Genomic DNA, 11,954 nt, shown 5'->3' with positions numbered 1-11,954 from the left:
CTAAAGTTGGGCAACTCGAAAAACAGAGTTGTAATTATTATAACTCAATAAGGAATTCTAATGGGTATAAGTAAAAGTAGACTTTCTAGCATAGAAGATATATTTATTGATTATCCTTTTGAAGATGTTATGTATCGATGGGATTCAAAGAATAAAAAAGTACATGTAAAATTTTATGGTAAAGAAGAAAGTAAAAATGAAGTTTCGCATGACAACCGTTTATTTAATGATGCACTATTGTTTGGTAATGAAATAACTAAAGATGAATATGCCGCTGGAAAAAAGAATAGACTGGATATGGCCATCCAAATTGCAACACAAGCACATAGTGGTCAGTTTGACAAGGGCGGGCAACCTTATATTTTGCATCCTCTGCGTGTCATGTTTCAATTCGATAGTGAAAAAGAAAGAATTGTTGCTGTGTTACATGATGTCATTGAAGACTCCAACATAACTCTCAACGAAATAAAAGGCAACGGTTTTTCAGATGAGATCATTGAAGCTTTAGATTGTTTATCCAGAAGGCAAGATGAAAATTATGATGAATTCATTGATAGAGTTTTAACAAATCAACTGGCATGTATGATAAAGATTGAAGATATAAAAGATAATCTTAATGTGACTAGGTTAAATAATATTAAGGAAAAGGATTTAAAACGACTATATAAGTACCATCAGGCGCTTAGTCGATTAATAAAACATGCTCGAAAATAGATTTTTGAATCCAGATATTAAATAACAGCTTCTAATTTTAGGTCAAATCAGGTGATATCGAACACAGACACGCATGACCTATCCTTGTTTTGGCGCTCTGTAACGCTTCTTGGTGCGGAAGATCATTTGCCTCCTCACCAAAAGTGGAATATGTTTGGGAGTGGTTAACATTGATTAGTGAAGAAAAAGCAATTCAGCTTGCAATGGAAAAATTACAGAATGAAGGGATTGAATATATTGAAGGTACTGCAAAAACTATATACAGGAAACGTAAACTTCCCGTTGGTGCGGAAAATGAAGGTTGGGTTGTTAGTTGTGATTTGAATGTTTCTCCTTCTATGGAGCCAAATATGATTATTGTATATATTTCAGACCCAGAAGGTAATATATATACCACCATTGATGTGATTGGTTATTGATGACAGCAAAGTAAATCTGCAAAAACAGGTGGAATAAAAGATGGTTTATCTGATGATGAAGCTCTTGATGGACATGTTAAGGTAATAAAAGGTAAGACTATTTTACCACCGATGTCATCCGCCTTTCATTCTTATGAGTTATTAGTATTTGCTGATCAGAAAGTTAGAAGTAACAGAGCTCTTAAAAAAGTAATTGCTCAGAGCCCAGGAAAAACCAGAATTACTGTAAAACCTGAGGATGTTGGAGATCTTGGTGTTGATTTAGGGCGAGGATTTGAAAGAATCGCTGGAAGTAGATATAAGCCCAAGTTGCAAGGTGCTTCTCGTTTAGTTGAAAATCTTAGAAGCGTTCAAGCTGTTTATGAGTTGAATGTCACTAAAACTATTTGGGAAACAATAACTATTTTTCCCGTGAGGTAACTTAAGTGAATCATTATCCATCTTTAATAAATTTATTTATGACTATTTTTTCTGTTGATGTTGGATTGGAAAAAGAGCAAGAATAAGCGGCTTTGAATAGGATTCTATCTGATCATAATCAGAGAAATAAAATAGAAGAAGAACTGATTAGTTTATTTCAGGATAAAGAAATTTCTTTGGTGGATTTTTTAGACAATGATGAATGTGTTGTATACCCGGCTGATGATGAGGAGGATGCAAAAGAGTATATTATGGAAGAAATTTGGAGCAAATTTTTCCTGATAATTAAAATAGAACTATGATTTTATTCTTTTAGTATTATATATCGTTAAAATTATTTCGGATTAATTTCTATCGTTTATAAATCAGGCTTATGCCTGATTTTTCTTTTCAGATGAGAAATTTATGATACCTGTTGACTCGAAAACATATCACCTTTTGTACACCGATGAATTTGGTGACGATGTTGGGCTTGATGAAGTTCAGTTACTGGATCCACCCCTGAAGGAAAGAATTCCTGACTTATTAGCTTTACTTGATTCTCCGGATCAGTTTATCTCGTATCAGGCTATGCTCATTTTGTCTGCTTGGGGTAATGATTCTGGTATTTATTTTCTTGACTCTATAATTGACGATGAAAAAATTCATGAGTCTGGATTTGAATTACACAGAATAACAGATGAAGATAATGTGTATGATGAATTAGCTTATGCGACATATTTCTAAACTTCACTGAGATGAACAGTGGTGGCATCACTACTCCCGGCAATAAGGTGAAAATCAACGAAGGCATTTTACTTGAAGGTACTTTACTTTGTTACAACACGAATAACTGAGAGGATCTTCTTCGAGGTCAAAGGAAGAAGACGTGCTATTGTGCTTGACCAGTACAGAGAATCCAGGTTTATAAAGATTGACTCAATCTGCCAACGTGAATGACTCCGTTTTGTAACCACCAAAATTCATCACATGCGCTGTTCCAGCCCTGTGTTTTCCCACACAGAAGTGTGGGAACAATACACAAAAACTATATTTTTGAACACGTTTCAATGACAAAGCCAACAGACCCGTCATTCAAAAGCAATTTGCAATCTGTTGATAAGGCATCTCCAGCTCAATGCCGAAATAGGTTTTTAACGCGGAGAAATACGATGGCTCATTATCAAGGACAATCTCATGAGTTCCCTCAGGACGCTTTATGCTTAAACGATTGTTTAATAGTGTCAGAATGCCATCATCTGTCCTGAGTGTCGCCACGCAATTTGAGACGAATACGGAATCTGGGTTGGTTGAAGTAAAGTGATTGCCGTAAGCAATATCACCATCACACACATGGCCCATATCCAGACTGTATAAATCCCTCCAGCCGGAGTTGACCTTATTCTGCAGCATTACGCCAAATCGCTCATCCTGAATAAAGCGAAATGTTTGAAGATCTGTAGAGATTTCCTGATTAAAAACAACAGGAAGCGGGGCCCGGGGGGTGTTTGCACCAAATCCGGCATCGACAATCCATGATGTTTCCCCGAGGGTGACCAGATTAATGAAGTGCCCGCGGCCCGATGGTTTTTCTTCCAGATGGATTCTGCCGAGTAATGGCCTGACGTCAAACCCGGTAAACTTGAGTACACAGGACAACAAACCATTTAATTCAAAGCAATATCCGCCTCTTTCGTTGATCACAAGTTTTTGATAAAGCGCTTCTTCAGACAGACACGGGGTGGTGCCATTGAGCACATCAAAATTCTCGAACGGAATTCTGCAGTGTTGTCGTTGGTGAATTTGCTTCAGGGTGTGAAGATCAGGCTCAATGTGGTTTTCTATCCCGATCTTATTCAGATAATTTGCCAGCATCTCTGAATCCATAAAAACTGAACCTTTGCTTCATGAGTCAATATTTTCAATAGGTTCAGTCTAAACGACTATGAATTATCAGAAAACTGAAATATGCCATACCGGAAGAAAAGCATCAGCTTACATCGCGGATATAACCAATTTTCTCTCCGGAGAACTCAAAGCAAGACTTCCCCTGCACCGCAAGAACTTCGCCTGCTTTCAGGCCATTGGGCAGATCCACCGCCAGTACGCCCTGATAGTCAATCCCGACTGTTGCACCGGCATCACTCAAATCTACATAGGTGATTTTTTGCTCGCGGGCACTGAAAAATTTTGCGGATTCCTGTGCAAGCTCTTCAAATGCGGCCCGGCCTTCAGTGTGTGTATTAATGACCCCATTAGATTCATTTTCAAAGACAATTAGCTCATCCAGTAGTGAAAGCATACCCGGAATATTGAATGCATTATAGTAATCAATATATGACTCGATCAGGGTGAGTTTGGCATTGTCGTCCATAGGAAGTTCCTGTTTATGGTATGTCAGACGGATGGCTTATGATTATGTCACGCTGATATTGTTTTTTATGAACGGTTATCACATATCGTGATTATTTTTTAATCAGTTTTTTTCTGATGTCGTGGGTTTGCCTGTCCCCTTCTGTCAGGAAATCTGCTTCACTGCCAGGAGTGAAGCAGATTTCCTGACAGAAGGGGACAGGCAGGTTGATTTAGTCAGTCAAAAAGTACTGGTCATCAGCACCCGGACCTGAAACCGGCTGAATTTCTATCACCCGCTGAACCGGATTTGTGCTGCCAATTGTCCAGACTTCTGCCAGCAGCTCTGTGGTAGCCGCAGGTACAGTGAGAGTCACTGTTGCGGTGCCATCGGTTAGTGCGGTATTGGCCAGACGGCTCCCCGGATCCGGTCGAAAGCGACCGTCGGTGCCGGTGGTAAAGCGAGTGTAGACGGAAGCATAGCTCCGGCTGCCGGCGAGTGAAACCATCTCAATCTGTAATGTGATGGTGCGCGTTGACTCATAGTCAAAGTCATCCGGCACATTGAGATCTTCCACTTCCTGAGCCGCGGCAGCAGCACTTTGCGGTGTACTGCCTGCACTACTGCTGCCCCCACCACTACTGCCTCCTCCACCACCGCAGCCAGATAACATCAGCCCTGATAACAGACATAAGAAAGATAAAAATGAAGTGCGCTGAATCATCATAAATTCTCCCTGAACAAGCCTATGGAATGTAAATATACTGAGAAGAGGCTTTGCTGTTGGTATACCAGCTTCGCCCCTGTGCACCGGCACTTTCGGCAAACATCTGGAAATCCGGATAAGCCTGCAGCAGATCAGTCCGTTCCGAAGGCCATAGCCACTCGTAAGGGATCAATAATGCCCACGGGTGATTTTGTGCGGTTTTAAAAAACGTACCGGCGCCCGGATCACTGGCATCAACTCCGAGCTGCCACAGCATATCACCGGCAAATTTTTCGGTTGGTGCCTGATCGGGCAGATGTATTTCCCAGCTGTGTCCGGGATGGTTAGGCAGACCTTCGCCATGATAGTAACCCGGTGTGGCAAAAATAAAGGGATCGTAAGGCATCGCGATTAATCCTGAACTGTCGGCCCCGTCCTGCAAATAAATGTGGATTTCAAACTGAAATGATTCCTCTTCTTTACAGTGGTTCTGGGTGCGGAAGTACGCGCATTGTGATCCTTTTTTCAGCGTCAGATCATCTGAAATGATAAATATCGTTTCGTTGACACTCTCATCCAGCCCGCTGTTCTCCTGCAGAGTTTGATTGTGGTATTGACGGGTCAGCGCAGTATCGATGTCCTGTCGGTTCAGTCCTTGCAGACGAATGGCAAAACCATTGTGATATGTTGCGCCCATTGCTGACAAACGTCCCTGAATGAAACTTTTTTTGACCTGTCCGTCTTTGACAAATTCTGTCACCCGGTAATGAATAACGACATCGTTCATATCGTAGTCAGCGGTGTGTGGCCAGTTATCTTCAAAGGCGACTGTCGCGTAACCGGACTCGCTGGGATAATGTCTGATACTGATGCCATCAGCAGTAATATAAACTGGGTGGTCTTCCACTTCACCGGAAGTCGCGCCGCCCGTTGCACTGAGCCCGGTCTGCTGGCTGAACCGGAAGCGGCTCCAGGTTTGTCCCTGTGTGGCAGAGAAAGGCACCGTGATGAAGAAGGTATTCAGCCCGCCTTCTAAGGACTGGTCGGTAAAGATTTGTTCATTTTCATCGTCAAAATCGCCGTCCTGATTCCAGTCAATCCATGCGGAAAGGTAACCGGAAACCGATGCATCGATCTGGATAATAGCTTCAAGTCCGGCTTCCAGTGGGGTGACAAAGTTGACACCGTCTTCATCATCGCTGCCGGTGGTATCATCGGTCAATGAACTGGTATATCCGTCCTGTTCGCCATCCGGGATGCTTTGTCCCAGCCAGGTCAGGCCATCGAGCTGATGTCGCGGGCCATTGGCGGCCAGTGAGGTGCCGTAACTGTCGGGGGCATCACCAAAGTCGATCTGAGAATCTTCATCAATCACGGGGGCATTTGCACAACGTGCGCCATCGTTTTGATTCGAGGAGGGACCGTCAGCAAATTTGACAGCAGCCACATTGCCGGAACTCAGATTCGCTTCACTGGATAAATCAATCCGGTAAATCTGTCCGTCCTGATTGCGTGATACATAATAATAACCGTTGACGTCGAAGTAACCTGCGCCGAAAGTTCCTGTTTCTCCGGTATCACCAATGAATGTCGCGGCGCCGGTCCCGGTGTTGAATTCGTAAAGATAACCGGAGTTATTATCGATACCGTAGAGCTTGCCGTTTCCGGGATGAAAAGCAAAGTCAGTCAGTGAAATTTTGGCGGTACCAGTGATTTTCTCAACCACCAGAACGGCATCCGGATCCGTATCCAGCGGGGTAAGGTCAATCCGGAATAGTCCTTTATTCTGCCGGTATAGGTAGTAATACTGATTAAATACATCACCAACAAAGAATGTGTGATCGGTGGGTAGGCCTATGGTTGGAATGACGGTTACCTGAAAATCTTTATCAAGCCGGACAATTCGTTTCTGGGTGGTGTCATAGCCGAATATATACCGGGAAACAAAATCAAAGCCAACGCCATTGATGTTGCTGGCTATCCCTGTATCCCCTTGTATCAGGGTGGTCATCCCGGTGACCAGATTAACCCCATACACCTGAACAGGTTTGGACTGAAACAGATATGCCCGGCTTGGGCAGTTGTCAAAAGGTGTTGCGGTAGCAACATGACCGGTAAAAAGGAGTAATACAAAAAGAATGATTTTTCTCATCATTATCCCTCAGTTTTATAGGCAAGACGTCAGATAACAATGAAGAGTACAAAATGTGTGCCTGTTTTAATTAATTGAAAATTAATGATTTATTTTGGGTGGGTTCAAATCGTTCAAATTGACAATCAGAATGAGAAGCTATCATGGAAAGAGTAAGCCGGTGACAGACAGGCCCGTATTCCGGGCCTGTCATACAGGTTTCAGTTATTGCGGGCCGGTCCCGCCGTTCACCTCATTTCCTAACGCCGATGGGTTCTCCAGCGTGTAAGGGTACATATTGACATCAGAAAAAACAGTGGCACCGCTGTCTTTATACTGATCGTTTTTGGATACGCCGGTATAAGTATTGCCGGAAGCAGAGAAGTAAGCATTTCCAATGTTCCAGTGTGGTTTTGCACTGTTTTCGAAGTAATTGTTTTCAACCAGAATCTGGGCATTATCATCGCCGCCAATGGAGAAGTATGTAATATCTTTCCAGTAATTGTTGAACAGGTGAACCCGTGCTTTATTGCCTTCGACTTTAGGATTCCGTCCTGCGGCTGTATCCCAGAAGTTATGGTGGAAGGTCACCTGAGAATCATCAATCAGGTGCGTGTACCAGTGTTGGTTGGCGCAGACCTGTGTATTGTGACCATAGAAGCGGTTCCAGCTGAGCGTGACATTTTGACTGCCTTTCACATCCACATAGCCATCACTGATTTTACTGAAGGCAACATGATCAACCCAGACATGGCTGCTGCTGTTGACGGTAATACCATCACCCGCTTCGACCAGTGACGGGTTAATATTGCTGATGGTTAAATTACGGATAATGACGTTTTTCACACCGCTCAGATATAAATTTGCGCCCAGCAATGTCGAGCCGGCTCCAAGTCCTTTGAGTGTTTTATTCGATTTAACACGAATGGTGGTTTCATTGCGGGTGACATTGACGGTGCTGCTTGAGCTGCTGCCTAAATCACTACAGTTCTGAGTACTTGTCGGTACCCGGTACCAGGTTTTTCCGTTGTCTCCCCATCTGGCACAATCAAGCGGACAAGCCGCGACTGTCCGGTTTGCTGTCCGGCAGTCAATCGTGGTATTAGCCGGAATCTGAATGATTTGCGCAGAGGATGACGTCAGTGCTGATTGCAATGCGCTACAGTTGGATACCGTCACGGTACTTCCGCCGGCACCGCCGGTCGTGGTTGAAAGCCCGTCACTACCGGACTGGGAAGCAAACCCTTCCAGAGCGCTGTCTGATGTGCCTGAACCTGAGCCCGTGCTGGTGCCGCAGGAGCCTGAGACAGGGCTGATGTACCAGCGTTGGGAGCTGGCTGAGGTATCATCATTCTGATATACATTCGCGCCATTCGAGGAACCTGCAACGGTCAGAGATTTTTGCGAAGACTTATTGACAATTTTAAACGCGCCTGAAGATTGAAGTTTAAGTTCCCAGCGCTGATGATTACTGTGAGTATCTGTACCCACATCAACGTTTGCTCCATTTGAACCGGAAGCTCCTTCGACTTCCAGAACCTGATTATTATAAACAGACTTCAGTGTATAGTAATTATCACTCTGTTTGGTGATAACGTATTGCTGGTTATTATTGCCTGAAAAATTATAAGTAATGACGTTGGGTGAATTACTGGTGTCTCCTTTACTGACGTCCAGCGCCAAATCAGAACTAATATTTTTAATATAATACTTTTGCCCGGAGGTTGGCATTGTGGAACAATTATCAGCGTAAGCCGAAAGGCTGATGGCAGAAAGAAGAAATGGAATGGTTTTTTTCCAGCCGGGAGATTTTAAATTTATTCTCATCATGAACTCCTGATGTATTATTACTGACTTGTTGATTGTGAACAGTTATGGCCTTTCTTTATTTTTCATATTTTTATTGTTTGTTTTGTGTTTTTAACTTTTTGCTTTTCATGGTTTTTATCATAAATGCAAGCGTAATCAATTGATTGTTGTAAAATGAAACTGCAAGAACGATTCATCCCATCATGTGATTGTAACCAGATGTATCAAAATGTAACGGAGAATTTTTTATTATTTTCAGGTTTGTCGGTTTGTCCCCATATTTAACCGGGAATAATTAATTATTCAGTTAAGATGCTTAAAAAATTAATTTAATCCAGGGGGAGTAAATATTTTCCTTAAAGATTAATAATAAGGAAAATTATACCGGAGTTAATTCTGTATTTTTTTGATAAAAATAATAATAGCCAGGCTACCTGAAAATACATGATTGAGGTTTTATGGATAAAAAGGAATTCAGGAAACAGATATTCAGCGAAAATAAATGTGTCTGTCCTTTCAATTTAGTTTTTCAATTTTTTTAATTTCTTTTGATCCTTTCAATTTTTAAATTCATCCTTTTTTCAATTTATCCGGCGCTGAAGTGTGATTTTGACAGGCGATTCAACACTCGCTCTCCGGTGCAGTTTGTCTGTTGCTGTGTTCGTTTTGTTATGTTATAACATAATGAATTAGGTGTGACTTTGGTACAAAATAATGACTCAGACGACATCTTGTACACGCTCACGCAGATCTTCATCAATCCTGACTGCATCCTGTATCGTCCGGGCAGCAGGCGTGTCTGTGCTGATTCTGTGTCTTTGGCTGGCGATTCGCTGGGCGGTGTTACTGCCATGATCGAATTGAACAATTTAGTGGTGGGATATCAGGGAAAAGGGCTGACAGAGCCGGTGAGTGGTTGTTTTGATCAGGGCAGTTTAACCGCCATTATGGGCGAAAACGGTACAGGTAAGTCCACCCTGTTAAAAACGATCTGCGGTATGTTATCTCCTGTGTCGGGGCATGTCTCTTTTCGTCAGAACACGCAGACGGATATGTCATGGCTGCCACAGCAGGCCGATATTGACCGGAGTTTTCCCATCAATGTATTTGACGTTGTATCGATGGGATGCTGGCCGCGGCGAAGCATGATGGCCGCATTACGTCGTCAGGATATTGCGCGGGTCGAAGCGGCTTTAGAAACGACGGGGATTAGTGATCTGGCAAATTACAGTGTAAATCAACTTTCAGGCGGACAATTTCAGCGCATGCTGTTTGCCCGGTTACTGGTTCAGGATGCGCCTGTGATGCTGATGGATGAACCTTTTACCGGGATTGATGCCCAGACGCAGGAGATGCTGATTGCATTGATTGGTCAGCTTCACCAGGCGGGTAAAACCATCATTGCGGTGCTGCATAATCCGGAAATGGTGCACACCTTCTTTCCGCAAACACTGGTGATTAATCATCGCTGCTTTCACTGGGGTGAGACGGGAGATGTGTTATCCCGCTGTGGCTTGTTTCAGCCACAGGCCGGGCTGAGTCTTCGTTTCGGATAACCGGGTTAAGAGGAATAATAATGACGATGCATGTTCTGGATGCCTTTGCCCAGTTTGGTTTTATGCGACGTTCTCTGGTGGCTTGTCTGGCTTTGTCTGTCAGCCTGACGCCGCTGGGTGTTTTTTTACTGCTGCGCCGGATGAGCCTGATTGGCGATGCTTTATCGCATGCTGTCTTGCCCGGTGTCGCAATTGGTTACTTATGTGCCGGAATGTCTCTGGTTGCGATGGGGATTGGCGGGTTTGTTGCCGGATTACTGGTTGCCATGAGCTCCAGCTGGATCAGCTCGGCGACCCGGTTGCATGAAGATTCAACATTCGCCGGACTTTATTTAGGATCGCTGGCACTGGGCGTCACGCTGGTTTCGCTGCGCAGTACTGGTGTTGACTTATTACATTTGTTATTCGGCTCTTTACTGGCGGTCGATAATGAATCCATTATTTTTATTGGTGTGATTACTTCAGTCACCCTGATTCTGCTGGCTCTGTTTTACCGGGCGATTGTATTTGAATCGTTTAATGCCGCGTTTTTTCAGGTTCGGGCAAAGCGGTTTCCTTCGCTGGTTCACGGACTATTCATGGCACTGGTCGTGATGAATTTAGTCGCAGGGTTTCAGATTCTGGGCACCTTGATGACCGTTGGATTAATGATGTTACCGGCCATTTCAGCCCGGTGCTGGTCGAATCATTTGCCGGTCACCTTGTTGCTGGCCACCCTGTTTGGTGCGGTGAGTTCCGTGGCCGGGCTCACCTGGTCCTGGTATCAGTCGATTCCTGCCGGTCCTGCCATTGTATTAACAGCCACAATTTTGTTTCTTTTTTCTGTGTTTTTCGGCATGGAAAAAGGAATTCTGCCTGTACGTAAAAAAGTAATCTGTCCATCTTCACAAGCGATGGAAATCAGTCAATTAAGGAATATAAAATGAAACAATTACCAACAGCAGTGTTGACGTTATTGTTTGCGGTCAGTCCTTCTCTGATGGCAAAAACGCTCGATACAGTCGCCAGTTTTTCTGTGCTTGCCGATATTGTAAAACAGGTTGGCGGCGATCATGTGAAAGTGACTTCCCTGGTCGGGCCGGATGGTGACCCGCATACCTTTGAACCAGCGCCGAAAGACAGTGTCACCCTGAATCAGGCGGATGTTGTCTTTGTCAGCGGTCTGGGGCTGGAAGGCTGGATGAATCGTCTGGTGAAATCATCCGGCTTTCGTGGTGTGCCGGTTGTTGCCTCCAAACATATTCAAACCCTGTCGATGCTGGAAGACGGAGAAACCATCACCGATCCGCATGCATGGAACAGCGCGAAGAACGGTATGGTGTACGCAAAAAATGTCATGGATGCGCTGATAAAAGCGGATCCTGAAGATGCGGACTATTTCCGTCAACATGGCAATGCCTATATTCAGAAACTGGAGAAGCTGGATGTCTGGGCGAAACAAAAGTTTGCTGCCATCCCGCAGAGCAAGCGTAAAGTCCTGACCAGTCACGATGCGTTTGGTTATTTTGGGGCAGAATATGGCGTGAAATTCTTGTCACCTGTGGGCTTTTCTACGGAAGCCCAAGCCAGTGCGAACGATGTCGGCCAGCTGATTCAGCAGCTGAAAAATGAGCATATTCATGCGTATTTCATTGAAAATCAGACGGATCCCCGGCTGGTGAAACAGATTGCTGCCGCGACTGGTGCGAAGGCAGGTGGAGAGTTATTCCCTGAAGCACTGACCGGAGAGAATGGCGAAGCCCCCACCTATGTGGATGCGTTTACGCATAATGTAGAAGTGATGGCTGCCAGTATGAAGTAATCAATGACGTTATCTGCCGGAGTGCATGACTTTCAGAGATAAGTGATTCATTTCCCGGACAAATCA

The 11,954-nt window shown here is 44.0% G+C and carries 13 protein-coding genes; 8 read left to right on the top strand and 5 right to left on the bottom strand.

All coding sequences use genetic code 11. The annotated features are described in order from the left end of the window. Positions 1-60 precede the first annotated feature (60 nt). The 5 genes from OCV29_RS23610 (at position 61) to OCV29_RS22070 (ending at position 2,279) form a co-directional block, all read left to right on the top strand. Positions 61-714, top strand: coding sequence for a hypothetical protein (locus OCV29_RS23610; protein ID WP_281250449.1), 654 nt, complete (start codon positions 61-63; stop codon positions 712-714). Positions 715-884: 170 nt separating this feature from the next. Further along, a complete protein-coding gene (locus OCV29_RS22085) occupies positions 885-1,133 on the top strand; it encodes a hypothetical protein (protein ID WP_139281532.1) in 249 nt (82 codons plus the stop codon). Between the two features lie 111 nt (positions 1,134-1,244). Then, positions 1,245-1,553 (top strand): hypothetical protein, encoded by a 309-nt coding sequence (locus OCV29_RS22080; protein ID WP_073602872.1) that lies wholly within the window; start codon positions 1,245-1,247, stop codon positions 1,551-1,553. Positions 1,554-1,645: 92 nt separating this feature from the next. Continuing rightward, positions 1,646-1,855: a hypothetical protein gene (locus OCV29_RS22075; RefSeq protein WP_084193256.1), complete on the top strand. Its 210-nt coding sequence runs from the start codon at positions 1,646-1,648 to the stop codon at positions 1,853-1,855. A gap of 103 nt (positions 1,856-1,958) precedes the next feature. After that, positions 1,959-2,279 carry a hypothetical protein gene (locus OCV29_RS22070; protein WP_073602873.1) on the top strand — a complete coding sequence of 107 codons (321 nt, stop codon included), beginning with the start codon at positions 1,959-1,961 and terminating at the stop codon, positions 2,277-2,279. A 348-nt stretch (positions 2,280-2,627) separates the two neighbouring features. Here the strand turns inward: OCV29_RS22070 and OCV29_RS22065 are convergent, their stop codons facing one another. From OCV29_RS22065 to OCV29_RS22045, 5 genes are all read right to left on the bottom strand, one after another. Beyond that, positions 2,628-3,419 (bottom strand): arylamine N-acetyltransferase family protein, encoded by a 792-nt coding sequence (locus OCV29_RS22065; protein ID WP_073602874.1) that lies wholly within the window; start codon positions 3,417-3,419, stop codon positions 2,628-2,630. A 103-nt stretch (positions 3,420-3,522) separates the two neighbouring features. Further along, positions 3,523-3,906: a nuclear transport factor 2-like protein gene (locus OCV29_RS22060; RefSeq protein ID WP_073602875.1), complete on the bottom strand. Its 384-nt coding sequence runs from the start codon at positions 3,904-3,906 to the stop codon at positions 3,523-3,525. A gap of 211 nt (positions 3,907-4,117) precedes the next feature. After that, positions 4,118-4,612 carry a hypothetical protein gene (locus tag OCV29_RS22055; RefSeq protein WP_084193257.1) on the bottom strand — a complete coding sequence of 165 codons (495 nt, stop codon included), beginning with the start codon at positions 4,610-4,612 and terminating at the stop codon, positions 4,118-4,120. A gap of 19 nt (positions 4,613-4,631) precedes the next feature. Continuing rightward, complete coding sequence (locus tag OCV29_RS22050; protein WP_175561518.1) at positions 4,632-6,746, bottom strand: LruC domain-containing protein; 2,115 nt, start codon at positions 6,744-6,746, stop codon at positions 4,632-4,634. Between the two features lie 201 nt (positions 6,747-6,947). Next, a complete protein-coding gene (locus OCV29_RS22045; protein ID WP_073602877.1) occupies positions 6,948-8,552 on the bottom strand; it encodes an RICIN domain-containing protein in 1,605 nt (534 codons plus the stop codon). A 674-nt stretch (positions 8,553-9,226) separates the two neighbouring features. On the opposite strand from OCV29_RS22045, the gene OCV29_RS22040 reads away from it, so the two are divergent. Genes OCV29_RS22040 through OCV29_RS22030 form a run of 3 tightly spaced genes read left to right on the top strand, consistent with a single transcriptional unit; the run spans position 9,227 to position 11,888 of the window. Next, a complete protein-coding gene (locus tag OCV29_RS22040; RefSeq protein WP_175561519.1) occupies positions 9,227-10,087 on the top strand; it encodes a metal ABC transporter ATP-binding protein in 861 nt (286 codons plus the stop codon). Positions 10,088-10,107: 20 nt separating this feature from the next. Continuing rightward, complete coding sequence (locus tag OCV29_RS22035) at positions 10,108-11,013, top strand: metal ABC transporter permease (RefSeq protein WP_084193258.1); 906 nt, start codon at positions 10,108-10,110, stop codon at positions 11,011-11,013. Then, positions 11,010-11,888 (top strand): metal ABC transporter solute-binding protein, Zn/Mn family, encoded by an 879-nt coding sequence (locus OCV29_RS22030; protein ID WP_073602879.1) that lies wholly within the window; start codon positions 11,010-11,012, stop codon positions 11,886-11,888. Before OCV29_RS22035 ends, OCV29_RS22030 begins: the two co-directional genes overlap by 4 nt. Positions 11,889-11,954: the final 66 nt, after the last annotated feature.

The organism is Vibrio aerogenes, from assembly GCF_024346755.1.
Lineage (GTDB): Bacteria > Pseudomonadota > Gammaproteobacteria > Enterobacterales > Vibrionaceae > Vibrio > Vibrio aerogenes.
This window is presented reverse-complemented; position numbering and strand designations above follow the sequence as displayed.